26 protein-coding genes and 1 tRNA gene are annotated in these 25,624 nt (G+C 67.1%); 15 read left to right on the plus strand and 12 right to left on the minus strand.

The annotated features are described in order from the left end of the window. Positions 1–2: 2 nt before the first annotated feature. The 3 genes from ahcY (at position 3) to metF (ending at position 2,792) form a co-directional block, all read left to right on the plus strand. Positions 3–1,421: an adenosylhomocysteinase gene (ahcY, locus tag ACPTTF_RS01010; protein ID WP_166963752.1), complete on the plus strand. Its 1,419-nt coding sequence runs from the start codon at positions 3–5 to the stop codon at positions 1,419–1,421. Between the two features lie 161 nt (positions 1,422–1,582). After that, on the plus strand, positions 1,583–1,936 hold the full coding sequence (locus tag ACPTTF_RS01015; protein ID WP_006477367.1) for a phage holin family protein: 354 nt from the start codon (positions 1,583–1,585) through the stop codon (positions 1,934–1,936). 25 nt (positions 1,937–1,961) lie between these two features. Next, positions 1,962–2,792, plus strand: coding sequence for a methylenetetrahydrofolate reductase [NAD(P)H] (metF, locus tag ACPTTF_RS01020; protein WP_021164275.1), 831 nt, complete (start codon positions 1,962–1,964; stop codon positions 2,790–2,792). Between the two features lie 87 nt (positions 2,793–2,879). Here the strand turns inward: metF and ACPTTF_RS01025 are convergent, their stop codons facing one another. Further along, positions 2,880–4,358, minus strand: a complete 1,479-nt coding sequence (locus ACPTTF_RS01025) for an amidase (protein ID WP_423371834.1) — start codon at positions 4,356–4,358, stop codon at positions 2,880–2,882. Between the two features lie 81 nt (positions 4,359–4,439). Beyond that, complete coding sequence (locus ACPTTF_RS01030) at positions 4,440–5,132, minus strand: dienelactone hydrolase family protein (RefSeq protein WP_166963750.1); 693 nt, start codon at positions 5,130–5,132, stop codon at positions 4,440–4,442. A 512-nt stretch (positions 5,133–5,644) separates the two neighbouring features. Here ACPTTF_RS01030 and ACPTTF_RS01035 point away from each other — a divergent pair. Further along, complete coding sequence (locus tag ACPTTF_RS01035) at positions 5,645–6,724, plus strand: NAD(P)H-dependent flavin oxidoreductase (protein ID WP_423370034.1); 1,080 nt, start codon at positions 5,645–5,647, stop codon at positions 6,722–6,724. Between the two features lie 416 nt (positions 6,725–7,140). Beyond that, entirely contained in the window at positions 7,141–8,283 is a 1,143-nt protein-coding gene (locus tag ACPTTF_RS01040) for a branched-chain amino acid ABC transporter substrate-binding protein (protein ID WP_166963746.1), read from the plus strand. An 85-nt stretch (positions 8,284–8,368) separates the two neighbouring features. Here the strand turns inward: ACPTTF_RS01040 and ACPTTF_RS01045 are convergent, their stop codons facing one another. Beyond that, positions 8,369–9,586 carry an MFS transporter gene (locus ACPTTF_RS01045; protein ID WP_423370035.1) on the minus strand — a complete coding sequence of 406 codons (1,218 nt, stop codon included), beginning with the start codon at positions 9,584–9,586 and terminating at the stop codon, positions 8,369–8,371. Between the two features lie 245 nt (positions 9,587–9,831). Here ACPTTF_RS01045 and ACPTTF_RS01050 point away from each other — a divergent pair, with 245 nt between their 5' ends. The 3 genes from ACPTTF_RS01050 (at position 9,832) to ACPTTF_RS01060 (ending at position 12,549) form a co-directional block, all read left to right on the plus strand. After that, positions 9,832–10,491, plus strand: coding sequence for a HugZ family protein (locus ACPTTF_RS01050; protein WP_423370036.1), 660 nt, complete (start codon positions 9,832–9,834; stop codon positions 10,489–10,491). A gap of 365 nt (positions 10,492–10,856) precedes the next feature. Beyond that, positions 10,857–11,150 carry an H-NS family nucleoid-associated regulatory protein gene (locus ACPTTF_RS01055; RefSeq protein WP_006491875.1) on the plus strand — a complete coding sequence of 98 codons (294 nt, stop codon included), beginning with the start codon at positions 10,857–10,859 and terminating at the stop codon, positions 11,148–11,150. Positions 11,151–11,391: 241 nt separating this feature from the next. Next, positions 11,392–12,549, plus strand: a complete 1,158-nt coding sequence (locus tag ACPTTF_RS01060; protein WP_423370037.1) for a cation diffusion facilitator family transporter — start codon at positions 11,392–11,394, stop codon at positions 12,547–12,549. A gap of 39 nt (positions 12,550–12,588) precedes the next feature. On the opposite strand, the gene ACPTTF_RS01065 is transcribed toward ACPTTF_RS01060, so the two are convergent. From ACPTTF_RS01065 to ACPTTF_RS01075, 3 genes are all read right to left on the minus strand, one after another. Continuing rightward, positions 12,589–13,059, minus strand: a complete 471-nt coding sequence (locus ACPTTF_RS01065) for an Lrp/AsnC family transcriptional regulator (protein ID WP_006477376.1) — start codon at positions 13,057–13,059, stop codon at positions 12,589–12,591. Between the two features lie 79 nt (positions 13,060–13,138). Next, positions 13,139–13,798 (minus strand): exonuclease, encoded by a 660-nt coding sequence (locus ACPTTF_RS01070; RefSeq protein WP_166963738.1) that lies wholly within the window; start codon positions 13,796–13,798, stop codon positions 13,139–13,141. Further along, on the minus strand, positions 13,795–14,439 hold the full coding sequence (locus ACPTTF_RS01075) for an MBL fold metallo-hydrolase (protein ID WP_048248141.1): 645 nt from the start codon (positions 14,437–14,439) through the stop codon (positions 13,795–13,797). Before ACPTTF_RS01075 ends, ACPTTF_RS01070 begins: the two co-directional genes overlap by 4 nt. Positions 14,440–15,098: 659 nt before the next feature. On the opposite strand from ACPTTF_RS01075, the gene ACPTTF_RS01080 reads away from it, so the two are divergent. Continuing rightward, entirely contained in the window at positions 15,099–15,707 is a 609-nt protein-coding gene (locus ACPTTF_RS01080; RefSeq protein ID WP_166963736.1) for a septal ring lytic transglycosylase RlpA family protein, read from the plus strand. A 108-nt stretch (positions 15,708–15,815) separates the two neighbouring features. On the opposite strand, the gene rsmI is transcribed toward ACPTTF_RS01080, so the two are convergent. Beyond that, entirely contained in the window at positions 15,816–16,697 is an 882-nt protein-coding gene (rsmI, locus tag ACPTTF_RS01085; protein WP_423370038.1) for a 16S rRNA (cytidine(1402)-2'-O)-methyltransferase, read from the minus strand. 46 nt (positions 16,698–16,743) lie between these two features. On the opposite strand from rsmI, the gene ACPTTF_RS01090 reads away from it, so the two are divergent. The 5 genes from ACPTTF_RS01090 to ACPTTF_RS01110 all read left to right on the plus strand — a co-directional run bounded on the left by ACPTTF_RS01090 (position 16,744) and on the right by ACPTTF_RS01110 (position 19,199). Further along, positions 16,744–17,172 carry a YraN family protein gene (locus ACPTTF_RS01090; RefSeq protein ID WP_423371835.1) on the plus strand — a complete coding sequence of 143 codons (429 nt, stop codon included), beginning with the start codon at positions 16,744–16,746 and terminating at the stop codon, positions 17,170–17,172. Positions 17,173–17,298: 126 nt separating this feature from the next. Further along, positions 17,299–17,883 (plus strand): SIS domain-containing protein, encoded by a 585-nt coding sequence (locus tag ACPTTF_RS01095; protein ID WP_059528243.1) that lies wholly within the window; start codon positions 17,299–17,301, stop codon positions 17,881–17,883. Positions 17,884–17,900: 17 nt separating this feature from the next. Next, positions 17,901–18,698, plus strand: a complete 798-nt coding sequence (locus ACPTTF_RS01100; protein WP_423370039.1) for a BON domain-containing protein — start codon at positions 17,901–17,903, stop codon at positions 18,696–18,698. Further along, positions 18,695–19,057 carry a c-type cytochrome gene (locus ACPTTF_RS01105; RefSeq protein WP_423370040.1) on the plus strand — a complete coding sequence of 121 codons (363 nt, stop codon included), beginning with the start codon at positions 18,695–18,697 and terminating at the stop codon, positions 19,055–19,057. Before ACPTTF_RS01100 ends, ACPTTF_RS01105 begins: the two co-directional genes overlap by 4 nt. Before the next feature lie 66 nt (positions 19,058–19,123). Beyond that, positions 19,124–19,199 (plus strand) — tRNA-Ala (locus ACPTTF_RS01110). A 117-nt stretch (positions 19,200–19,316) separates the two neighbouring features. Here the strand turns inward: ACPTTF_RS01110 and ACPTTF_RS01115 are convergent. Further along, positions 19,317–19,628, minus strand: a complete 312-nt coding sequence (locus ACPTTF_RS01115) for a hypothetical protein (RefSeq protein ID WP_423370041.1) — start codon at positions 19,626–19,628, stop codon at positions 19,317–19,319. 156 nt (positions 19,629–19,784) lie between these two features. Continuing rightward, on the minus strand, positions 19,785–20,453 hold the full coding sequence (locus ACPTTF_RS01120; protein ID WP_423370042.1) for a CGNR zinc finger domain-containing protein: 669 nt from the start codon (positions 20,451–20,453) through the stop codon (positions 19,785–19,787). 80 nt (positions 20,454–20,533) lie between these two features. Between ACPTTF_RS01120 and ACPTTF_RS01125 the strand changes: the two genes are divergently transcribed. Beyond that, positions 20,534–21,523, plus strand: a complete 990-nt coding sequence (locus tag ACPTTF_RS01125) for an arginase family protein (RefSeq protein ID WP_423370043.1) — start codon at positions 20,534–20,536, stop codon at positions 21,521–21,523. A gap of 82 nt (positions 21,524–21,605) precedes the next feature. Here ACPTTF_RS01125 and ACPTTF_RS01130 read toward each other — a convergent pair whose 3' ends face one another. From ACPTTF_RS01130 to ACPTTF_RS01140, 3 genes are all read right to left on the minus strand, one after another. Then, a complete protein-coding gene (locus ACPTTF_RS01130; protein ID WP_423370044.1) occupies positions 21,606–23,003 on the minus strand; it encodes an enolase C-terminal domain-like protein in 1,398 nt (465 codons plus the stop codon). A 62-nt stretch (positions 23,004–23,065) separates the two neighbouring features. Continuing rightward, positions 23,066–24,406: an MFS transporter gene (locus ACPTTF_RS01135; protein ID WP_423370045.1), complete on the minus strand. Its 1,341-nt coding sequence runs from the start codon at positions 24,404–24,406 to the stop codon at positions 23,066–23,068. Between the two features lie 225 nt (positions 24,407–24,631). Next, a complete protein-coding gene (locus ACPTTF_RS01140; protein WP_423370046.1) occupies positions 24,632–25,606 on the minus strand; it encodes a LysR family transcriptional regulator in 975 nt (324 codons plus the stop codon). Positions 25,607–25,624 lie beyond the last annotated feature (18 nt).

The raw sequence follows: 25,624 nt of genomic DNA on the forward strand, positions 1-25,624 counted from the left end.
TGATGAACGCCATTATCGATTCCAAAGCTTCCAACGATTTCGTCGTCGCCGACATGGCGCTGGCCGGCTGGGGCCGCAAGGAACTGAACATTGCCGAGACCGAAATGCCGGGCCTCGTGCAGATCCGCGACGAATACAAGGCACAGCAGCCGCTGAAGGGCGCGCGCATCGCCGGTTCGCTGCACATGACGATCCAGACGGGCGTGCTGATCGAGACGCTGAAGGCGCTCGGCGCGGACGTCCGCTGGGCGTCGTGCAACATCTTCTCGACCCAGGACCACGCGGCTGCCGCGATCGTCGAAGCCGGCACGCCGGTGTTCGCGTTCAAGGGCGAATCGCTCGACGAATACTGGGAGTTCTCGCACCGCATCTTCGAATGGCCGAACGGCGAATTCGCGAACATGATCCTGGACGACGGCGGCGACGCAACGTTGCTGCTGATCCTCGGCTCGAAGGCCGAGAAGGACCGTTCGGTGATCGCGAAGCCGACCAACGAGGAAGAAGTCGCGCTGTACAAGTCGATCGCGGCGCACCTCGACATCGACCCGACCTGGTACTCGAAGCGCCTCGCGCACATCAAGGGCGTGACCGAAGAAACCACGACCGGCGTGCACCGCCTGTACCAGATGGAAAAGGACGGCCGCCTGCCGTTCCCGGCGTTCAACGTGAACGATTCGGTCACGAAGTCGAAGTTCGACAACCTGTACGGCTGCCGTGAATCGCTGGTCGACGGCATCAAGCGCGCGACCGACGTGATGATCGCGGGCAAGGTCGCGGTCGTTGCGGGCTACGGCGATGTGGGCAAGGGCTGCGCGCAATCGCTGCGCGGCCTGGGCGCGACCGTGTGGGTCACCGAAATCGATCCGATCTGCGCACTGCAGGCGGCGATGGAAGGCTACCGCGTCGTGACGATGGAATACGCGGCCGACAAGGCGGACATCTTCGTGACGGCCACCGGCAACTTCCACGTGATCGGCCACGACCACATGAAGGCGATGCGCCACAACGCGATCGTCTGCAACATCGGCCACTTCGACTCGGAAATCGACGTCGCGTCGACCCGCCAGTACCAGTGGGAAAACATCAAGCCGCAGGTCGACCACATCATCTTCCCGGACGGCAAGCGCGTGATCCTGCTGGCGGAAGGCCGCCTGGTGAACCTCGGCTGCGCGACCGGCCACCCGTCGTTCGTGATGTCGAACTCGTTCGCGAACCAGACGCTCGCGCAGATCGAGCTGTTCGTGCGCGGCAACGAGTACGAAAACAAGGTGTACGTGCTGCCGAAGCATCTCGATGAAAAGGTCGCGCGCCTGCACCTCGCGCGCATCGGCGCGAACCTGTCCGTGCTGTCGGACGAGCAGGCTTCGTACATCGGCGTGCAGAAGGACGGCCCGTTCAAGCCGAACCACTACCGCTACTGATCCGATGCGCCGCCGCCGCGGTGCCGTGCTCGCGTCGCCGACGCGCACACGGTACGGCGGCACGGCGCGGATCGCCGGCTGCCGCGGCGCGCCTTCGGGCACCCGCGGCGGCCGGCGGCGGCCACTGATCGTACCGATCGACAACCGAACCGGAGCACTCCATGAGCGTCATCCTCACCTGGGTCATCAATGCGCTCGCGCTGCTGATCATCACGTACCTCGTGCCGTCGATCCACATCAAGAGCTTCGGCACGGCGCTGATCATCGCGGTCGTGCTCGGCCTGATCAACACGGTGATCCGCCCGGTGCTGATCCTGCTGACGCTGCCCGTCACGATCGTCACGCTCGGGGTGTTCATCCTCGTCGTGAACGCGTTGTGCTTCTGGTTCGCGTCGTCGCTGCTGAAGGGCTTCGAGGTGTCGGGGTTCTGGTCCGCGTTCTTCGGTTCGATCCTATACAGCATCGTGTCGTGGCTGCTGTCCGCACTGATCTTCGGTCAGCGCGACATCGGCTGAGGCCTGAGCCTGTTTCTACCGAATCATGAAACCGATCGAACTCTCGTTTGAATTCTTCCCGCCGAAGACGGCGGAAGGCGTCGAGAAGCTGCGTGCCACGCGTGCGCAACTGATGCCGCTGAAGCCGAAATTCGTCTCCGTGACGTTCGGCGCCGGCGGCTCGACGCAGCAGGGCACGCTCGATACCGTGCTCGACATGCAGAAGGACGGCCTCGAGGCCGCGCCGCACCTGTCGTGCATCGGCTCGTCGCGCGACAGCCTGCGCGCGATCCTCGACCAGTACCGCTCGTACGGCATTCGCCATATCGTCGCGCTGCGCGGCGACCTGCCGTCCGGGATGGGCGCGGTCGGCGAGCTGCGCTATGCGTCCGAGCTCGTCAGCTTCATCCGCGCCGAGCATGGCGACTGGTTCCACATCGAGGTCGCAGGCTACCCGGAGTACCACCCGCAATCGCGCTCGCCGAAGGCCGATCTCGAGAATTTCGCGCGGAAGGTGAAAGCCGGCGCGAATTCCGCGATCACGCAGTACTTCTTCAACGCCGACGCGTATTTCCGCTTCGTCGACGATGCGCGCAAGCTGGGTGTGGACGTGCCGATCGTGCCGGGCATCATGCCGATCACGAACTTCTCGCAGCTGATGCGCTTCTCCGAGATGTGCGGCGCCGAAGTGCCGCGCTGGGTGGCGCGCCGGCTCGAGAGCTTCGGCGACGATCGCGAGTCGATCCGCGCGTTCGGCGCGGACGTCGTCACGGGCCTGTGCCAGCGTCTGGTCGACGCGGGCGTGCCCGGGCTGCACTTCTATACGCTGAACACGGCGGCCGCGACGCGGACGATCTGTGAACGGCTCGACGTGTAAGCGCGTCACGCGATTGCATGTGTAAAAGCCCCGCCGGTTTTGCCGGCGGGGCTTTTTTTCGATGCCTGCGGTGCGGCGCCGCGTGCGTCAGCGCTGCGCCTGCATCAGCGGCGGGCGGCGGTCGAACCATGGCCGCGCCTGTTCGAGCTGGCGGGCGAGCCTGAGCAGCAGCCCGTCGTCGGTGTGACGCGCGGCGAACTGCACGCCGATCGGCAGCCCGCGCGCGTTCCAGTAGAGCGGCACCGACATCGCCGGCTGGCCGGTCAGGTTGAACAGCTCGGTGCAGCCGGCCCACGTGAACGCCTTTTCCGACGACTTCGCCAGCATTTCCTTCAGCAGCGGCTTGATCGGCAGCGCGGCGAGCACTTTCATCTGCGCCGATTCGAACGGCGTCGGCTGCAATTCGCCGATCTTCACCGGCGGCCCCGCGAGCGATGCGCACAGGATCGCGTCGTAGCGCGACACGAGACCGGCCACCTGCACGGTGAGCTGGCGCTGCCATTCGAGCACGTCCGGCAGGCGCGTGCGCGCGAGGCGCCGGCCGACCACGGCCATCGCCCACGTCGCGGCTTCGAATTCGCCGCGCTTGGGCGTGCGACCGGTCAGCGCGCGTGCGCCGAGCACCATTTCCTCGGCGATCGTCGCCCACAGCGTGAGGAAGGTTTCGGCCGCGCGCGCGTAGTTGATGTGCAGCGTCGCCGGCTCGACATGGTGGCCGAGCGATTCGAGCAGCGCGGCAGCGTCGTCGAGCGCCGCGCGCGTGTCGTCGGCGAGGGCCGGTGCGAGCATCGGGTCGAGCACGAGGCCGATCCGCAGCGGGCCGGGCGGCGTGTCGAGCTCGCCGAGGAATGTGCCGGGCGCACCGGCCGGCAAGGTCTGGCCGGTCGTCACGTCGAGCAGCAGCGCGCTGTCGCGCACGCTGCGCGTGACCGCATGCTGGACCACCAGCTCGCCGTTCGACGGCAGGTCGACGAGTATCGGGTTGCGGCTCGGCTTCAGGCCGAACAGCCCGCAACACGATGCCGGAATGCGGATCGAGCCGCCGCCGTCGGACGCATGCGCGAGCGGCACGATGCCGGCCGCGACGGCCGCGGCTGCGCCGCCGCTCGAGCCGCCGGGCGTGTGGTCGAGATTCCACGGATTGCGGCACGCGCCGAACAGTTCGGGTTCCGTGTACGGCATCTGGCCGATTTCCGACGTGTTGGTCTTGCCGAACACGTTGAGACCGGCCGCGCGGCTTCGCGCGATCACTGGCGAATCGTCGTCGGGCACGAAATACCGGTAGTGCCGGCTGCCCATCGACAGCGGCAGCCCGGCGACGGCCGCACCGAGATCCTTGACGAGATACGGCACGCCGGCGAACGGCGCGTCGGTGCCGCCGTCGGGTGTGGCGGCCGCACGCTGGCGTGCGGCTTCGTAGTCCTGCAGCACGATCGCGTTGATCGCGCTGTTGACCGCTTCGGCCTGGCCGATCGCGGCGTCGAGCAGTTCGCGCGGGCTCACCTTGCGTTCGCGCACCAGTGCGGCGAGGCCGATCGCGTCGTGCGCGAGATAGTCCGAGTGCATCGCAGTCACCCCCGTTGTGACTCGTGGCGATGTCAGGAGCATAACGCGGGCCCGGCGAGAGGGGCCCGCGGCCGGCCGCTTTTAGAGGTGTTCGGCGAGGAAGGTCAACGTGCGGCCGTGCGCGAGCGCCGATGCGCGCTGGTTGTACGACGCGCGGTCCGTGCAGTTGAAGCCGTGCTCGGCGCCCGGATACACGTGGAACGACGCATCGCCGTGGCCGGCGAACGCGGCCTTCACCTGGTCGACGGCCGTGAGCGGGATCCCGTGGTCGTTCTCCGCGTAGTGGAACAGGATCGGCTGCGTGACCTGGCCGGCGAGGTCGAGCGCGTTCTGGATGCCGCCGCCGTAGTACGCCACTGCCGCGTCGATCTTGCCGGTCGCGGCCGCGCGGTACGCGAGCTGGCCGCCGAAGCAGTAGCCGATCGCGGCGATCTTGCCGGCCACTTCGGGGCGTGCGCGCAATGCATCGGCTGCCGCGCCGATGTCCGCGACCGCGAGACCCACGTCGGTCTTTTTCATCAGCTCGATGCCCTTGTCGCGATCCGCGCCTTCATAGGTCAGCTCGACGCGCGGCTGCGTGCGCCAGAACACGTCCGGCGCGAGCGCGACGAAGCCGTCGGACGCGTACTGGTCGGCGACCGCGCGGATGTGCGAGTTCACGCCGAAGATCTCCTGGATGATGATGACGGCGGGGCCTGTGCCGCGCTTGGGCAGCGCGAGATAGCCGCCGAAGCTGTCGTTACCGGTCGGGATGTCGATCCATTGGGCAGTCACGTTCTGAACTCCTGGCGAACGGGGTGCGCGATGCGCGCCCCGGGGTGAAAGAGGGCGGCCTAGGGCCTGTTCCCGCTAATAACGGGCTTGCGAACGTGCCTTTCCGCCCGCAGGGCAAGGAGAGAGGAGGCGCAATAGCTGTAGCTATTGCAACGACGAACGACGCGGCAATGCGGGCGGAAAGGCACGTTCCCCTGTTTGGGAAAATTCATTCGTGGGGCTGGCCCCCAGAAGGGCCGATCGCGGCGTCATGCTCCTTGCGAATACGTCGAGTATTCGCTTCGTCGCATTCCTTGCGCTCGGCCCTTCTGGGGGCCAGCGCAAGCCCGTTATTAGCGGGAACAGGCCCTAGTGTGCCACTGATCCCGTGTCGTTGCAGGGCACGCGCCCGCTTCTCGTGCAGCGATCGTTTCGATCTCGATTATTCATTTTTCGGCGCCGTGCCGCTTCGATAGAGTCGATGTGCCAGCCTTTACAAAGCGCTTTCGCGCATCGTCATCGAAGGATTCGCCATGTCTGCCCGCCTGTTTTCCACCCCCTTTTCCGAACGCTTCGGCCTGCGACTGCCGCTCGTGCAGGCGCCGATGGTCGGCGCGACCACGACCGCGATGGTCGCTGCCGCATCGAATGCCGGCGCGCTCGGCAGTCTCGGCGCCGCCGCGTTCGCGCCCGAGCGCCTCGCGACCGAAGTCGAAGCCATCCGCGCGGCGACCGACCGCCCGTTCGCGATCAACCTGTTCGTGCTGCCGGACGCGGCACCCGACACGGCGACCGTCGCGCGCGCGCTGGCCGCGATCGACCCGCTGCATGCGGCGCTCGGATTGCCGCCGGGCACCGCGCCCGCGCGCTACGCGCCTGATTTCCGTGCGCAACTCGATGCGCTGGTGGCGCTGCGCGTGCCCGTTGCAAGCTTCACGTTCGGCGTGCTCGATGCGGCCGACGTCGCGCGCCTGAAGGCCGCCGGCACCTACGTGATCGGCACGGCGACGCACGTGGCCGAGGGGCTCGCCTGGCAGGCGGCCGGCGCGGATGCGCTGTCCGCGCAGGGCGCCGAGGCGGGCGGCCACCGCGGCACGTTCATCGGTTCCGCCGATGACGCACTGATCGGCACGTTCGCGCTCGTACCGCAACTGGTCGACGCGACGGGCCTGCCCGTGCTCGCCGCGGGCGGCATCATGGATGGCCGCGGGATCGCGGCCGCGCTTGCGCTTGGCGCACAGGGCGCGCAGCTCGGCACGGCGTTCCTCACCTGCACGGAAAGCGCGATTGCGGCGGACTGGAAGGCGCGCCTGCTCGCGAGCACCGATACGTCGACGCAGGTCACGCGCGCGATTACCGGCCGCCACGCGCGCGGGCTGCGCAATACGCTGATGGCGCGGCTCGGCGAACGCGTGGCCGACGCCGCGCCGTACCCGGTGCAGAACGCGCTGACGCAGCCGCTGCGCCAGGCCGCCGCGCGCGCGAACGACGGCGACTACCTGTCGCTGTGGGCCGGGCAGGGCGCGCCGCTCGCGCGGCGGCGCGGCGATGCGCTGACGACGTCGCAGCTCGTTGCCGCGCTCGATGCCGAATGGCATGCGGCGGCTGCCTGAATCGTTCATATCGGACGACGAAACGCGCGTTGTCACGCGCGTTTCATTCAACGATCCCGGGCACAAAATACCGAATCGAAATGCCCCGGGAAGGCTTTAAAACGACCTTTCAGCAAGTCGCCAGGAATTAGCGGAAACCCTTATCCAGTGGGGCTTGCGGCGATATTCGAGTAACGATTCCAAAGTGCGCATATCAGTAGTGATACCACTACCCCAAAAAAGTCCCACAAATTAATTTGATCACCTACACTTGCGCGCAAGTACGGGCAGGCGGCTGCTAAAAGCGGTTGTTTTCGCGTGCTTGAGGCCAAGTGCATGAACGATGCAACCGGCGAATCGTCCAGTGATTGCAAACACAAGGATGGCAGCGGGGCACCGGGCGATGGCGTTTATTGGGACCGAAACTGGAGACTTACATGAATATCAAAATGCAGAAGCTGTTGCCGATCACCGCTGCGGCGATGCTGTGCGTTGCAGCTGCAAGCAACGCGGCCGCCGATCAAGTCGTCAAGATCGGCCACGTCGCGCCCTTGACGGGCGGCATCGCACACCTGGGCAAGGACAACGAAAACGGTGCGCGTCTCGCAGTCGAGGAGATCAACGCCAAGGGTCTCACGGTCGGCGGCCAGAAAATCACGCTGCAACTCGATCCGCAGGATGACGCGGCCGACCCGCGGCAGGCCACGCAGGTTGCGCAGAAGCTCGTCGACGACAAGGTCGTCGCGGTGGTCGGCCACCTGAACTCGGGCACGTCGATCCCGGCCTCGAAGATCTACAGCGATGCGGGCATCGTGCAGATCTCGCCGTCGGCGACCAACCCGGCCTACACGCAGCAAGGCTTCAAGACCACGTACCGCGTGGTGGCCACCGATGCGCAGCAGGGCCCGGCACTCGCGAACTACGCGCACTCGAAGGGTATCAAGAGCGTGGCCGTGGTCGACGATTCGACCGCCTACGGCCAGGGTCTCGCGAACGAGTTCGAGAAGAAGGCCAAGGCGCTCGGCCTGAAGGTGGTGTCGCATGACGCGACGAACGACAAGGCGGTCGACTTCCGCGCGATTCTGACCAAGATCAAGGGCGAGAATCCGGACGCGATCATGTACGGCGGCATGGATGCCACCGGCGGCCCGTTCGCGAAACAGGCGAAGCAGCTCGGCCTGCGCGCGAAGATCTTCGCGGGCGACGGCGTGTGCACGGAAAAGCTGGCCGACCTGGCCGGCGATGCGACCGACAACGTGGTGTGCTCGGAAGCCGGTGCTTCGCTCGAGAAGATGGCGGGCGGCGCAGCGTTCAAGGCGAAGTACGAGAAGCGCTTCGGCCAGCCGATCCAGATCTACGCACCGTTCACGTATGACGCCGTGTACATCATCGCCGATGCGATGAAGCGCGCGAACTCGACGGATCCGGCGAAGATCCTCGCGGCGATGCCGTCGACGAACTACTCGGGCGTGATCGGTACGACGACCTTCGACTCGAAGGGCGACCTGCAGCACGGCGTGATCTCGCTGTACAACTACAAGAACGGCAAGAAGTCGCTGCTCGACGAAGTGAAGATGTAACGCAACAAGCGGTCAACAGAAGGGGTGAAAGCGCGCATGCGGCAACGCATGCGCGCTTTCTTTTGGGCCGGCGCCTGACGCGCCGTCAGATCTTCAGCCGCGCGAGTACCTTCGGCGCAACGGCCGCGACGAGCGCCGCGCACAGCGCGACCACGGACAGGCCGATCGTCAGGTTCGCGGCCTGCGCGACCGCGCCGATCACGACCGGACCGAACAACATGCCGAAATACGCGAGCCCGGCCACATGCGCGAGCCCTTCCGCCGCGTGGATGCCTTTCACGCGCGCGGCGGCCGCGAACAGCACCGGCATCATGTTCGCGAGGCCGAGGCCCATCAGCGTGAAGCCGGTCAGCACCGTGGCCGGATACGGCAGCAGCAGCGCGCCGATCATCCCTGCACAGGCGAGCGACGCACTCGCGAACACGAGCTGCGGCGCGCCGAAGCGGGCGCGCACGGCGTCGCCCGCGAAGCGCGCGACGGCCATCCCGCCCGAGAACGCGGCATAGGCGGCGCTCGCGAGCGCGGGGCTCGCCACGACGACGTCGCGCATGTAGACCGTCGCCCAGTCGTACATCGCGCCTTCGGCGATCAGCGCGACGAGCGCGATGCCGCCGAGCATCCACAGGGCGGGCGAGCGCCAGCGGTTGCCGCCGCCGTGCGCGTGTTCGTGGTGCGGCACATGCGGCAGCACGGCCGGGCTTGCGATCACGAGCACCGTCGCGCTCGTCGCCGCCGCGAGCGCGAGATGCACGGCCGGCGCCATGCCGGCCGACAGCAGCGCGCCGCCGGCGGCCGCGCCTGCCATGCCGCCGATGCTGAACATGCCGTGCAGCGACGACATGATCGGTCTGCCGATGGCGATCTCGACCGCGCTGGCCTCGGCGTTCATCGCGACATCGAGCGTCGCCATCGAGAAGCCGAACAGCGCGAGCACGGCGAGCAGCATCGCGTAGTCGGGTACGACGAGGATCAGTGCCGCACAGGCCGACATCACGAGCCCGCCCGCCAGGCACGCGGTGCGCGAGCCGACGCGCGCGATCCAGCGCGCGATGGTCAGCATTGCGGCGATCGAGCCGACGGCGACCGCGAACAGCGCGATCGACAGCAGCCCGGGGCTCAGCGCGAACTTGTCGCGCACGGTCGGCACATGCACGCCCCACGACGCGAACATCATGCCGGCGACGAAGAACAGCGCCATCGACGCCGTGCGCGCGCGCTGGCGGGCCGGCAGTGACAGCACGCGATGCGCGTCGGGCGGCGCGGCGAACGGGGACGACGATTCGGGGGAGGAGGATTCGGACACGGAAAGGCTCGTCAAAAGAAATGCGCGGACGCACGCGGCGCCCGTCGGACCTGTCCGATTCTATCGAACCGCTTACGATCCTGCCGGGCGATGGCCGTTTGGCCGATGATCCGGCGATTGTGCGACCCGGTGCCCCGTATTCGGCCGCATTGGCCGTTCGACCGATGCGCGGCACACCGCGCCCGCGGGTAACATCGAAGCGCATGGCGTGCCCGGCGCGCCGCCCTTCGACCGCAGGAGTCCTCTTGAACATCGATCCCGCTCTCGCCCTGCATCTGCTGCACCGCTGCGCGCTCGGCACGCTCGCCACCCATGCGCGCGATCCGCAGGGCTTCCCGTATCCGACGGTCGTCCCGTTTGCACCCGATGCAAGCCATCGTCCCGTGATCCTCGTGAGCGGCCTCGCGGAGCACACGCGCAATCTGGCCGCCGATCCGCGCGCGGGCTTCCTCATCGTCGACGCGCCCGGCGGCGACGTGCTGAACGCCGAGCGCGCGACGCTGCTCGGCCGGTTCGCGCCGCTCGGCGACGATCCGCACATCACCGCGCGCTACCGGCGCTACGAGCCGGACGCCGCGCGCTATCTCGCGCTCGGCGATTTCACGTTCTGGGCGCTCGATGTCGAGCGGCTGCGCTATATCGGCGGTTTCGGGCGCATGGGCTGGGTCGACGGCACGCATCTCGATGCGCTGCCGCCGCTCGCCTTCGACGAGGAACAGGCGTTGTGGGACGCCTACGATGGCGGCGCTGCGCGCCGCGACGGGCTCGAATTGCTCGGTGTCGATCGCCACGGCGCCGACTGGCGATATGACGGCCGTCGCGTGCGCACGCCGTTTGATACGCCATTGACCGATGCGCGCGCAATGCAAGAACGCCTGATTGCGTGCGCGCGGGATGTGACGTGACGTCGCGGTGCCGGCTTGTCCGCGGTTTGTCCGTTTAGCGTGCCGCGCTGTCCGATTTTCGTGAAGTTGTCGTCCGATGAAAGCTTCTATTTTTGAGAATGCAGGGTAATTGCGTATGTTGATAGACCTAATAGGAAATGGCTAATGTCCTAATCTCTGTGTAGGAACGTAAAAATTTGAGAAAAGGCCGCAGCCGGTCAAAATGACACGAGTGAATTTCAATTGATCTCGGGATTTTCATGAATCTCGCTTCTATCAAATCTTTTTTGTGCTAATCTCTGCCTTCGAAAATCCGAGGCACATATATTTCATGAATGGTGAGCTGGCTACAGACTGGCGCCATTGGTCAGATAGAAAGGGAAACTATGTCTTCTTACAAGGACCTGCTGGCCCAGCGGGAGAAGCTGGAGAAGCAAATCGAAGAAGCGAAGTCGCGTGAATACGCTGAAGTGCTGAATGACGTGAAGCAGAAAATTGCCGACTACGGCTTTTCGCTCGCCGAACTCGGTCTCAGCCGCGCGAAGGCAGGTAAGGTTGGCCGTCCGCGCGCAGGCGTTGCCGCGAAATATCGCGATCCGGAAACGGGCGCGACGTGGTCGGGCCGCGGCAAGCCGCCGCGCTGGATCGCGGGCAAGAACCGCGAACAGTTTGCGATTTAAACGTTTGTTTAAGTCGCCTGCTCTTCAAAAGAGCCGCGTGTCCGTTAAGGAGCGCGGCTTTTTTGTTTTCAGCGGTCGCCACGCGCATGGCGCCGTCATGAAAATGTAATAAAAGGGTGTGAATCGAAATACGACCTGTTCGCATAAGCGATTGATTTAAATAAGAAATTTGTGGGTATTGGCAGGATTCACGGGGCGCTCTTGATAGAATCGGGTATCACACACCGATATCCCATATTTCATGTCCACGTTTTCCGGCGACGCGCAGAGCGCAGATAAGCACGCGGTTGCACGCAAGAGCACGTTCGTCAGTATTGTGCTGAATGTCGTGCTCGCGACATTTCAGATCGCCGTCGGCACGATTGCGCATTCGCAAGCATTGATTGCTGACGGGGTGCATTCGATTTCCGATTTGATCTCGGATTTTGTCGTGCTGGTTGCGAATCGGCATAGCGGCGCATCGCCTGACGCCGACCACAATTACGGACACAGCCGCTACGAAACCGTCGCATCGCTGTTTCTCGGTGCGATCCTGATTGCAGTCGGCGTCGGTATGCTCTGGCGGGCCGGCGACCGTCTCGTTAATCTCGAAAACATCCCGGCGGTACATTTTTCCGCGCTGATCGTCGCGCTGACGGTGCTCGTGTCGAAAGAGGCGCTGTTTCGCTACATGCTGCGCGAAGCGCGGCGCGTTCGCTCGGCGATGCTCGTCGCGAACGCATGGCATGCGCGTTCGGATGCCGCTTCGTCGCTCGTCGTCGCGATCGGTATCGTCGGCAGCCTGGCCGGCGTGCGGCTGCTCGATCCGATCGCGGCGGCGATTGTCGGCTTCATGGTTGCGCGCATGGGCTGGACGTTCGGCTATGACGCGTTGCAGGACCTCTCCGACCGCGCGCTCGATACGACCGATACGGCCGAGATCCGCGCGCTGCTGGCGGCAACGCCCGGCGTGCGCGACGTGCACGACCTGCGCACGCGCAAGATGGGTGATGCGGCGCTCGTCGACGCACACATCCTCGTCGATCCGAAAATCTCCGTCTCCGAAGGGCACTACATCGCCGAGACCGCGCGTGCACGCGTACTGACCGACCCGCGCGTGCTCGATGCGCTGATCCACGTCGACCCCGAGAACGACGCGGCGCGTCGTCCGGCGCTCGCGCTGCCGCCACGCGGCGAGATCGCGGCGCGGCTCGAGGCCGCGCTCGCGCAGCGCGGGCTGCGTGCGGCGGCGATCAACCTGCATTACCTGAGTACGGGGCTCGAGATCGACGTGACGCTTGCGTGCGACCCGCACGATACCGATGCGGCGCTGGCCGGCCGGCTCGACGCCGACGCACTGAAGCGCGAGTTCGGCGCGCGCCGGATCGGCTTCACGCGCACGATGCCCGCGCAGGCGTGAGCCGGCGGCGGCGGGCCGTGCGTGCGTGGCTGCGCGTCGTTACAGCGGCAGTTGCGTGTCGAACTTGATCTCGCGCAGCACGACACTCGTGCGCACTTGCGACACGGCGGGGATCTTGAAGATGCGTTCGTGCAGGAACACGTCGTAGGCCTTGATGTCCGGCGCGACGATCTTGAGGATGTAATCGGCTTCGCCGGTCGTGCTGTAGCACTCGGTGACTTCCGGGCAGGTCGCGATCTCGCGCTCGAACTGCTCGACGCCGCCTTCGTTGTGGCGGGTCAGGTGCACGTGCGCGAGCGCGCAGACGTGCAGGCCGAGCTTCTCGCGATCGAGCAGCGCCGTGTAGCGCTGGATCACGCCCGACTGTTCCATGTCCTTGATGCGGCGCCAGCACGGCGTGCTCGACAGGCCGACCTGGTCGGAGATTTCCTGAACGGAACGGCGCGCGTCGAGCTGCAACAGGCGAAGGATTTTTTGCGAAAAGGAATCGAGCGTCACCTGCGCCTCCATGCGGCAGCAACAACATGCTGAATGTTAGAGGGCCGGGAAAGGAAAGGCAATCTGGCGTCGCGTTGCTGAGCGAGATTCGCTAATTTGCGCGCGGATCCGTGGGGTTTTGTCCCGCCCCCGCGTTTTCCGACCGATCGGTGTCCGCCACGGCGAGGCCCGCAAGCGCGGCCTGCTGGCGGCGCAGGTCGGCGAGCATGTTGCAGAACAGTGCGCCTTGCTCGATCGCGTCGTCGAGCGCGACGTGCGTGTGCGGATGGTCGTCGAACCAGTGCTTCGGAAAGCGCGGCTTGATCGCCTTGCGGTACGGCAGGCCCGTCATCGCGAACGCGAGCGTCTTGATGTCGAGCGCCGACCACGAGAACGGGCAGCGCCCGGCAAAGCGCATCATGTACCAGAACATGAACGTGAAGTCGAAGCCGGCCGGCATCGCGACGAACACCGGCTTGCCGGGCAGCGCCTCGACCCAGTCGACGTACGCGAGCAGTGCCGCCTCGGGCGCCTGCAGGTCGCGCCGGCACGCGGCCCACGCTTCGGGTTCGGTCTTCCACCACGCTTCCTGCACCGGGTGCGCTTGCGCGCCGGGCAGCGTTTCGAGGTTGGCCGAGAACGTCGCGATCAGCTGCTTGTCCTCGGTATAGGCGGCCGACGCGAAGCTCAGCATCGAGTGCGGGCCGGGAATCGGGCCGTCGGCCTCGACGTCGGTGCTGACGTAGATTTCCGGGATGGCGGTCTGGTTCATCCGAATACCTTGTCGGACACGAACGGGTTCGTGCGGCGCTCGTCGCCGAACGTCGACACCGGGCCGTGGCCCGGCACGAACGTCACGTCGTCGCCGAGCGGCCACAGCTTCTCCTTGATCGACCGGACGAGATCCGCGTGATTGCCGCGCGGAAAATCGGTACGGCCGATCGAGCCGGCGAACAGCACGTCGCCGACGATCGCGACGCGATGCGCGCGGCTGAAGAACACGACGTGGCCGGGCGTGTGGCCCGGGCAGTGATAGACCTCGAGCGTCTCGTCGCCGAATTGCACGGTGTCGCCGTCGTTCAGCCAGTGGTCCGGCTCGAAGGTTTCGGCGGCCGGAAAGCCGAAGCGCTCGCTCTGCATCGGCAGCTTCTCGATCCAGAAGCGCTCTTCTTCCTGCGGCCCCTCGATCGGCACGCCGTAGTGCGTCGCGAGCGTCTTCGCGCCCGCGCAGTGGTCGATGTGCCCGTGCGTGAGCAGCACCTTCTCGACCTGCACGTTCTGCCGCGCGACTTCCTGTTCGATCCGGTCGAGATCGCCGCCCGGATCGACAACGGCGGCGCGGCCCGTCTTCTCGCAGACGAGCAGCGAGCAGTTCTGCTGGAACGGCGTGACCGGAATGAGCGTGACTTTCATGGAGGCACCGGCGGCTAAAAGGAGCGATTGTACCGGTCGCGCGTGCCGCTTGCCGGCCGTGCGACGCGCGTCGCGTCGGACGCGTCCGGGCATTCCCGCAGCATGTCGATTGTTACAGCCATAGTGAGAATCAATGGTCCGCCGGGGGTGCTTTTCGGGACAGCGTTTTGATTTATGTATAATGCGCCCCATTGAGCGTGAGTTTCACGCCATTCGCTGGTGTTTCGGCCCCGTTAAAAAAAGGGCGTCGGAAGCACCGTCAAGCATCAGCCGCCGGGGAGTCCGGCGGTGTATCCAGCACCGAGCATTCGGTGCTCACGTCTTGTCCGGCCGGGTGCTGCGCGCCCGCCTGCGGCCTTGCTGCCGCGCCGCCGGATGAGGCCTGTGCCGCCGTTCCCGTGCGTTGGTCGTTTCGACGCGCGCGAACGTGAAAGCCATGTTCGATTGGCGGCATGTGGGGTCTGGTCAGGCTGTTGGGGACAGGTTGCGCCAGACGTGAAAGCTAATCAGGACGGTTGCGGCATAGACGAAAGCCGCGCCCATGCTAGCCGCCTGCTCGCATCCGAGCGGGGCGTGCACGCATTTGCCGTCCGGGCCGCGTGTCTGCGCTGTGAAGCAGCGTGATGTAGGAGCGGCCCGAACCAGAAGGCGACACGTCGATGAACGTACGATTTCCGAGTCGATTCGGGACCATTGCATTATTTTTTGCGTTGACGGGCTGTGCGGTGCCACCCAGCCAGACCACCGGAAGCGCGAACCAGAAGAACGCGGTCGACAAGACGGCCGCTGCCGCGAAGGCGGACAACGACAAGCAACTGAATTTCGATTCCGCACTGGCGTCGATGCCGGCTGCCGACGCCAAGGACGCGAAGAAGTCGTCGCTGGCGGACGCCGAGCCGATCGACGGCAAGGATGTGTCCGACTTCCGTCAGACGGGCCGCGCATCGTGGTACGGGCGGGATTTCCACGGCCGCCGCACCGCGAACGGCGAACGCTTCAACATGAACGCGCTCACCGCCGCGCACCGCACGCTGCCGCTGTCGTCGTACATCAAGGTGACGAATGCGTCGAGCGGCAAGTGGGTCGTCGTGAAGGTCAACGACCGCGGGCCGTTCAAGCGCGGCCGGGTGCTCGACCTGTCGTATGCCGCGGCCAAGATGATCGGCCTCGTGCACGCCGGCACGGGCCGCGTGAAGATCGAAGGGCTGTCGCCGCAGGAAGCGCGCGAGGCACGCGACGAAATGTACGCGTCGATCTCGACGAAATAACGCGGCGGATCGACCGCTCATGCAAAAGGGCTGCCCTCGGGCAGCCCTTTGTCTTTCCTGCACGGCGCGATGCCGGCGCCGGCTTCCCGGCACCGGCCGGCTCGCGTGTCAGCTTTCATCCTTCAGCACAAGCGCACGCGCATACAGCGTGTTGCGCGATGCGCCTGTCAGCGCGGCCGCGAGCTTGGCCGCGCTCTTCACCTGCACCTCTTCCAGCAGCAGCCTGAGCAGTGCGTCGTGCGCGGTGTCGTCGGCTTCGCCGCTCGTCGCCGGCGCGCCCTCGACGACCAGCACGAATTCGCCGCGCAAGCGGTTCGCATCGCCGGCGAGCCAGGTCTGTCCTTCAGCCAGGGTGCCCTGGAACAACTGCTCGTGTAGCTTGGTGAGCTCGCGCGCAATCAGCAGCCGGCGCGCGGGGCCGAACGCATCGGCGAGCGCGGTGACGGTTTCGGCGATCCGGTGCGGTGCCTCGTAGAACACCAGCGCATACGGGTGCGATACGAGCGCCTGCAGCGCGGTCGCGCGCTGCTTGGTCTTTGGCGGCAGGAACCCCGCGAACGTGAACGCACCGGCCCAGTCGCCGGCCACGCTCAGCGCGGTCACGGCCGCGCTCGCGCCCGGCAGCGGGATCACCGCGAAGCCGGCGGCGCGCACCGCGTCGACGAGCCGCGCGCCGGGGTCCGAGATGCCGGGCGTGCCGGCGTCCGATACGTAGGCCACGCGTTCGCCGCCGCGCAGCAGTTCGATCACGCGCTGCGCGGCTTCGCGTTCGTTGTGCTCGTGCACGGCGACCAGCGGCTTCGAAATCCCGTAGCGGGCGAGCAGCTGGCCCGTGTTGCGGGTGTCTTCGGCCGCGATGCGGTCGGCGAGGCCGAGCACGTGCAGCGCGCGCAGCGTGATGTCGGCGGTGTTGCCGATCGGCGTGGCGACCACGTAGAGCGCGGCGTCCGGGTAGTGCTGGTTTTGCGCGAGTTCGAGGAGGGCAGTCATGGCAGGCAATGCGCGCAATCGCAGCGCAAGCGGAACAAGGACGGCATTGTGCCACGCGGCGCCGGCCCGGCCGGGCGACGGGCGCGGTTTGCCGCGCGCGGGCGACAACTTTTCCGGCGCGGCGCGATCCAAGCCGGTCGGCGCGGCGTTCGAACTGCGTGCACGGCAGTTCCTCGAACGCCGCGGCCTCGTGTTCGTCGCGGCGAACGTGACGATGCGCGGCGGCGAGCTCGATCTCGTGATGCGCGAGCCCGACGGCATGCTCGTGTTCGTCGAGGTGCGCGCGCGGCGCAGCGTCCGGCATGGCGGCGCGGCCGCGAGCGTCGGCTTGCGCAAGCGGCGGCGTCTGGTGGCGGCCGCGCTCCAGTTCTGGGCACGGCACGGCGCCGGTGCCGCGTGCCGCTTCGACGTCGTCGCGTTCGAGGCCGGGCAGCTCGCGTGGCTGCGCGACGCATTTCGTGCCGACGATGCGTAGCGGCGAGCTGTGACGAGATGTAAAGAGTTCTTGCCGGACCCCCGGAGAGCGTGCCGGAGTACGGTAAACTCGCCGCACCCACGATGTCGCGCGCTGCGTGCCACGCGCCCAGTTCACCAGGAATCGATGTCAGTCGAACGTATTCAGCAACATTTCCACGACAGCGCCGCGCTTCACGCCGAAGCGGCCGACGCACTGTCGCTGCCGATCGCAGCCGCGGTCGATGCGATGTTCGCCGCGCTGGCGAACGGCAACAAGATCGTCGCCTGCGGTGACGGCCCGTCGGCTGCCGCCGCGCACTATCTCGCCGTGTCGCTCGTCGGCGGCTTCGAGCGCGAGCGTCCGGGCCTGCCCGCGATCGCGCTGGCCACCGACGCGTCGCAGGGCGGCCTCGCGGGGGCGGTGTCCGCCGAGCAACTGTTCGCCCAGCAGGTGCGCGTGCTCGGCCAGACCGGCGACATCCTGCTGGTGCTCGATCCGGGCGGCGCGTCGCCGCGCGTGCTGGCGGCGATCGACGAAGCGCACGAGCGCGAGATGACCGTCGTTGCGCTGACGGGCGGCGACGGCCATGCGGTCGCCGCTGCGCTGTCCGATACCGATATTCCGATCAGCGTGCCCGCCGTTCGCGCGGCGCGTATCCATGAAGTCCATCTGCTGACTATCCACTGCCTGTGCGACGGCATCGACGCGATGCTGCTGGGTGAGGATTGAACGAAGGAGAGCCGTCGATGAATCAAAGCCGCGTCAAACAGACGCTCGTCAGAACCACGCTGCTCGCTGCGCTGACGGCGGGCCTCGCCGTGTCGCTGCAGGGTTGTGTGCTCGGGATCGTGGGCGCAGCGGCCGGCGGCGGCGCGCTGGTCGCGACCGACCGCCGTACGCTTGGCGCGCAGACTGAGGATCGCGAGATCCAGGTCAAGTCGCTCACGCAGATCAACAACGGGCTGCCCGACCAGTCGCACGTGAACGTGACGGTGTTCAACCGCCGCGTGCTGCTGACGGGCGAAGTCCCGAACGATGCATCGAAGCAGCGCGCCGAGGAAATTGTGCGCGCCATCAACAACGTGAACGGCATCGTCAACGAGCTGTCGGTCGAGCCGGCGTCGTCGCTGTCGTCGCGCGCGAACGACTCGTACCTCGAAGGGCGCGTGAAGTCCGAGCTGATCGCGACGAAGGGCATCTCGGCGAACTACTACAAGGTCGTCAGCGAGCGCGGCAACCTTTACCTGATGGGGCTCGTGACGGTTGACGAGGGCAATCGCGGCGCGGAAGCCGCCAGCCAGGTGCCCGGTGTCGAGAAGGTCGTGAAGGTGTTCCAGTACGTGAAGCCGCAGGACGCGCAGGCGCTGCAGGCGGCGTCGCCCGCGAGCGGCGCGTCCGGCGTGCAGGCCGCCGCGCCGGCGGATGCCGCGACGGTGGGCGCCGTGCCCGATACGTCGGTGCAGTCCACGCCGCTGCAGTCGCCCGCACCGATCTCGAATTCGTCCAGCGTGCACCCGGGCAACCCGAAGGCGCCTTCGCAATGAAGAACATGCAGATGAAGCAGTTGAAACAGTGGATGGTGCAGGGCGCCACGGCCGCAGCGCTCGTGGCGGGCACGCAGGGTGCCGCGCACGCAGATGTCGGCGATGGCCTGAAGGTGGCGCGCGGCAACGCATGCATGGGCTGCCACGCGGTCGACCGCAAGCTCGTCGGCCCGTCGTTCAAGGATATCGCTGCCCGCTACAAGGCCGATCCGCAGGCCGTGGCCAAGCTGTCGAAGAAGGTGAAGGAGGGCGGCGCCGGCGTCTGGGGCGCGATTCCGATGCCCGCGCATCCGCGCATGAGCGACGCCGACGTGCGTTCGGTGGTCGAATGGGTGCTGGCTGGCGCGCCGTCAAAGTAACGCTTCGGGGGTGACCCAACCCCTATTGCCAAGCGCAGAAATGCGTGTGTATGATGGTTGACTGTTGGGGCGGTAGCTCAGCTGGGAGAGCGTCGCGTTCGCAATGCGAAGGTCGGGAGTTCGATCCTCCTCCGCTCCACCAACGGAATTCGAAAGGCTCGATCGCAAGATCGGGCCTTTTTGTTTTTGGGTTCCGCGGCGATCGTGGGCGGCACCGTCGGGTGCGCCGCTTTCGACGTGACGCGCAAGCTCGCCGCGCCTAGGTCGCCAACTCGTAAATGAACCTGAACGCCGGCACCGACAGCACGGCGAACCCCACCGTGACGGCCGCGAGAATCGCGGTTCTCTTGCGCAGCAGCGCGAAGATGACGAGCGACAGCGCGTAGCACGCGCAGGTCAGCAGGATGATCCACCAGAACGTCGCATACCCCGTGCCGCCTTCGAAGCTCGATGCATTGTTTGCCATCCGGGTCGCGACATAGCCGGCGACTGTCATGCTCGCGGGCAGGCACAGCACCGAATACAGGACGAAGAGGACGACCTGTCGCGGTGTTGGGTCGGGAGACGTCATGATGGGCGCTTCTTCTTGAGTGGACGGAGGTGCCGAACCGCTCGCCGCGCGCGCAGGTTCAGGCAGCCGGCAGGATGCGTGCGTTTCCGGTGTTTGGCAACCGGGATTCCACCGCAAGCCGCACGCATCGTGGGCGGCGCGAGCGGCGTGTCGCCGTCACTCGGGCTCGTCGTGGCTGCCCGATCCGGCCAACGCGTGCCTGACCGCGCGATAGTGCCGCCGTGCCTTTGCCACGTTGCCGCAAGTCGTCATGTCGCACCACTTGCGGCGTCCCGTCTTCGAGCTGTCGATGAACAGCCACGCACAATTCGAACCCGCACACATCCGCAGCCGTCCGTCGGGTAACGCCTCGAGCAGCTTCACGGCATCGAGCGCGAGCCGATGGGCCGGCAGATGCAGGTCCGCCGGATCGGCCGGGCCGCCGAATTCGATCCGTGCGGCTGTCGCGATCAGCCGGCGGCCGCTCATCGCGCGCTTCCATGCGCGCTCCAGCGTCTCGAGATCCGCCGCAGCCACCGGCGTGCCGTGCGAGAGCGCACCGGCGATGCCGAACAGGGCTTCGCGCAAGCGCTTCGCGTCGCGCAGCGCCTGCTCGGCCACGGCCGGCGCTTCGGCCGCGTGGGCCGCGAGCCGGGCCAGGTCGGGGGCGGGAAAGAGCGCCGATCGCGTCAGCCACGCGAGATAGGCGTTGTAATCCGGCAGCCAGTCGCGGGGCGCCTGGTCGCGGCCGGTCACCGTATTGATGAAGTCGAGGACGGGGTGGCCGCCGATGAAATCGCGGGCCTCGAACGGATGCGCTTCCATAACCGGTGAAATGTTGGACATGGGTTAAATTGATGCTAACCTTTGATCGTTATTTGAAAGGTTAGTATATTCGGCAACGGATGCTTGCGCGAGGAGAACGCATGGCGACGCAGACCGCATCACCCGGCTTGCAGGCCGGACCTTCGCAAACCGGCGGCGCCCGGCCGGTCGAATTCATCGTCGCGCCCAGCAGCCTCGGCCTTCGGCCGAACGCGGCCGGTCTCGAACCCGAGACCTGGCGCGCCCCGGACGTGCTGCTGGCGACCGGTCTTGCCGAGCACGTCGGGGCGGGTGTGACGCGGCTCGCCCATCCCGCCTATGCATTCGTGCCGCAGTCCGGTACCCGCATCGGCAACGGCATGGCGATCCGCGATTTCTCGCTCGAGCTGGCCGGGCGCGTCGCCGACGCGCGCCGGCGGCACGCGTTTCCGATCGTGCTCGGCGGCGATTGCAGCGTCCTGCTCGGGTGCCTGCTGGGAAACCGTCGCGCGGGCGGCAACGGGCTCGTGCATGTCGACGGCCACAGCGATTTCTTCCATCCCGGCAACTACGACACGGCGAAGCGGCTCGGTTCCGTGGCGGGAATGGATCTCGCGCTGTCGACCGGGCGAGGGGAGTCGCTGCTGACTGACTGGCCGGATCTGGACGGCCCGCTCGTCGACGATCTCGACGCCTGTCAGGTGGGAGAACGCGAATCCGAATCCGGCGACTTCGAGACTACCTACGGCGACATTGCCCGCACGGCGATCACACGCATCACGATCGGGCAGTTGCTGGCGCGGGGGCCCGCGGCCGTCGCGGCCGAACTGGTCGGTTGGCTGGGTGCGCGCGCGCTTGGGCAGGCATGGCTGCACGTGGATCTCGACGTACTCGATCAGTCGCAACTGCCGGCCGTGGATTCGCCCGGTTCACCGGGGCTGGATTTCGACGGGCTCGACGCGCTGGTCGGCCCGCTTGTCGCATCGGGCCGTGTGGCGGGGATCGACTTCACCATCTACGACCCCGGGCTCGATCCGGGTCTCGCCTATGCGGATCGCATCGCGCGTAGTATCGGGCGATGCGCCGCCGCCGCGCCGGCTCGGCGCGGATGAAGCCGTGGCCGGGCGGGGCAGGGCCCTCGCGCGGCTGCGTCCGGGCGTGATGACGAACCGGCAGCGCCGTCGCCCGTTCCCGTCACCCCCGCCCGAAACTCGGCCGCTTCGGATCGTAAGTCCACCCCGGCACGAGATACCGCATCGCGACCGCGTCGTCGCGCGCCGTACCGCCGACCTCCTTGTACAACGCATTTGCGGCCTCGACCTGCGCCATGTCGAGCTCGATCCCGAGCCCCGGCCGCTCCGGCACGGCCACCTTGCCACCGACGATCTCGAGCGGCTCGCGCGTGAGCCGCGCGTCGCCTTCCTGCCAGATCCAGTGCGTGTCGATCGCGGTGATCGTGCCGGGCGCGGCGGCGGCCGCATGCGTGAACATCGCGAGCGACACGTCGAAATGGTTGTTCGAGTGCGAACCCCACGTGAGCCCCCAGTCGCGGCACAACTGCGCGAGCCGCACCGAGCCCTGCATCGTCCAGAAATGCGGGTCGGCCAGCGGGATGTCGACCGCCTGCAGCCGCACCGCGTGATCCATTTGCCGCCAGTCGGTCGCGATCATGTTGGTTGCGGTCGGGATCCCCGTCGCGCGGCGGAATTCGGCCATCACCTCGCGGCCCGAATAGCCGCCTTCCGGCCCGCACGGATCTTCCGCATACGCGAGCAGATGGCCTTGCCCGCGGCACAGCGCGACCGCCTCGTCGAGCGACCACGCGCCGTTCGGGTCGAGCGTCGCGCGGGCCTCCGGAAAGCGCGCCTTGATCGCGGCGATCGCTTCCATCTCGTCGGCGCCGGCCATCACGCCGCCCTTCAGCTTGAAGTCGGCGAAGCCGTAGCGCTCGACGGCGGCTTCCGCCTGCCGTGCGATCGCGGCCGGCGTGAGCGCTTCCTCGTTGCGCAGCCGGAACCACGGGGAGCGCGCCTGCGCCTCGTCGCGATACGGCAGGTCGGTGCGGCCGCGATCACCGATATAGAACAGATAGGCGAGCATCGGCACCGCGTCGCGTTGCTGGCCTTCGCCGAGCAGCGCGGCGACGGGCACGTCGAGATGCTGCCCGAGCAGGTCGAGCAGCGCCGCCTCGATCGCGGTGATCACGTTGTCGAGCCGCAGGTTGATCTCGTGCGGCTGGCGCAGCACCGCCGCCTCGCCGGCCGATGTCACCTCGTGCCGGATCGTGCGGCCCGCACCCGCGCCCGCGCCGGACAGCGCCGCGCGTACCGCGTTGAGGGTGGCCTGATAGCGCCCGATCGACTGGCCGACCACGAGGTCCGTCATGCGCTCGAGTGCGTGACGAATGCCTTCCCCGCCCGGTACTTCGCCGACGCCCGTATGCCCGCTGCTGTCGTCGAGGATCACGAGGTTGCGCGTGAAGTACGGCGCATGCGCACCGCACAGGTTGAGCAGCATGCTGTCGCGGCCGGCGACGGGAATCACCTGCATGCGCGTGACGCGCGGCGTGCCGGCACGGCTGGGTTCGGACATCGGTTCGCTCCTGGTTCCGGTGGTGCATGGGCCGCCGGCTGCGCCGGCGCGGCCCGCGCCGTTCAATGAAGCTCGACGCGGCGGATCTCGCCGACGACGAACAGGTAGCAGATCACCGCGACGAGCGCGTGCGCGACGACATAGACGAGCGCGCCGTTGAACGAGCCGCTGCGGTCGACGATGTAGCCGATCGCGATCGGCGTCGTGATGCTGGAGAGGTTGCCGCAGGTGTTGAGCAGCGCGCCGCTCAGCCCCGCGATCTGGCGCGGCGCGGTGTCGGCGTTGACGGCCCAGCCGAGCGCGCCGAGCCCCTTGCCGAAGAACGACAGCGCCATGAACAGCACGACGAGCACGTGCGAATCGGTGTAGTTGCAGACGATCATCGACATCGACAGCAGCATGCCGAACACGATCGGCACCTTGCGCGCGACCGACAGCGAGCGGCCCTGCTTGAGCAGCGCGTCGGACACGATGCCGCCGAGAATCCCGCCGAGGAACCCGCACACGGCCGGGATCGACGCGACGAGCCCCGCGTTGAGGATCGACATCCCGCGCGCCTGCACGAGATAGACGGGAAACCACGTGATGAAGAAATAGGTGAGCGCGTTGATGCAGTACTGCGCGACGTACACGCCGATCAGCATCCGGTTTCTCAGCAGCGCCTTCACGTGGCGCATCGACGGGCCGCCGTCGCGTCCGCCCGTCGCCTGGTCGATGTTGACGAGCGCACCGCCTTCGGCGAGATAGTCGAGTTCCGCGCGGTTGATGCTCGGGTGGTCCTTCGGGTCGTACATCGTGCGGTTCCACACCAGGACGAACGCGAAGCCGAGCACGCCCATCACCGCGAACACCGACTGCCAGCCGAACGCGTGCACGAGCCAGCCCATCAGCGGCGCGAACACGACGGTCGCCGCGTACTGCGCGGCATTGAAGATCGCCGACGCGGTGCCGCGCTCGGCGGCCGGGAACCACGCGGACACGATCCGGCTGTTGGCCGGGAACGACGGCGCCTCGGCCGCGCCGACCAGGAAACGCAGCCCGAACAGCAGTGCGAACGCGGCCGCGCCGCCGAAGAAGCCGATTCCGCCCTGCAGCAGCGTGAACAGCGACCAGAAGAAGATGCTGAACGCATAGACAATGCGCGATCCGTAGCGGTCGAGCAGCCAGCCGCCGGGCAGTTGCGCGACCACGTACGACCAGCCGAACGCGGAAAAGATGAAGCCGATCTGCACGTGGCTCAGGTGCAGCGCGCGGGCGAGGCTCGGGCCCGCGATCGCGATTGCGGCGCGATCCGCGTAGTTGATCGTCGTGACCGCGAACAGGACGGCCAGCACCAGCCAGCGCACGCGAGTGCGCCGGGCCGTTGCCGACGCGGACGCCGGCAGCGCGTGAAGCGGATTCATGACTGTCTCCTCCGAAGGGCGGAAGGTGCCGTCGTGCGGCAGGCGCGTCGGGTGCGCGCTATTCGTGTGGGTGCTGCCGGCCGGAGGCCGGACGCCGATGCCGGTGGGCAGGGCGTCCGGATCATTCTGTCATGGCGAAATTTGCGCTTTCATGCCAATTACTGACTTGATCGATTCAGCATTTGAATCGATCGGCCGCGACGCGCGGGTCGCGGCAAGATTCGCTCACGCGCGCGCGTCGTCCGGCCCAATGCCGTGGTGGGCCGCGACGTGTGCCGCAAGAAACTCGACGGTGGCGCGTACGCCGGGCAACTGGCCGCGCCGATGCGGCATCAGCAGTGTCGTCGTGACGGTGCCGGCCCGCCAGCCGGGCAGCACCCGCTCGAGCGCGCCCGACGCGAGCGCGGCGCCGGCGATCCAGTCGGGCAGGCATGCGATGCCGAGGCCGGCCGTCGCGGCTTGCAGCAACAACGTCGATTCGTCGGCCTGCAGCCGGATGCGTGGCGCCACGTCGATGGCGTCGTCGCCACGCTGCAGCCGCCACGGCTGATGGCCCGGGTGGAGGCCGTCGTGCCGTGCGAGATCGGCGGGTTCGTCCGGGATGCCGGCACGCGCGAGATAGGCCGGCGACGCCACGGCGATGATCGGCGACGTCGCGAGCGGCCGCTGCACGAGCGCGGAATCGGGCAGCGGCGCGAAATGGCTGCGTACCGCGATATCGAAGCCTTCCTGCGCGATGTCGACGAGACGGTCGCTCGCATGAACCTGCAGCAGCAGCTTCGGATGCGCGACGGCCAGCGCCGGCAGGCAGGGCGCGAGGATGTGTTGCGCAACCGGCACCGAGCTCGTGATCCGCACGACGCCGGCCGGTTCGGCGGCCTGCCGCAGTACCGCGTCGCGCGCGCTGTCGGCCTCGATCACGGCCGCGCGTGCATGCTCGAAGAATTCGGTGCCGACCGGCGTCAGCCGGAAGCTGCGCGACGTGCGATGCACGAGCCGCGCGCCGAGCGTGCGCTCGAGCTCGGCCACGCGTTTGCTGACCGTCGATTTCGGCAGGCCGAGCCGGCGCGCGGCCGCCGACATGCTCCCCGCATCGACCGCCTGCACGAACAGATAGAGATCGTTCAGGTTCACTTTCAGCGTCCACATGAAGAAACGACGGGTTTCAATTTTAGCGGCTACTGCGCCATCGTTCGCCATGGGAGCATGACTGCTCGT

This window comes from Burkholderia crassaminum (genome assembly GCF_964265005.1).
GTDB lineage: Bacteria > Pseudomonadota > Gammaproteobacteria > Burkholderiales > Burkholderiaceae > Burkholderia.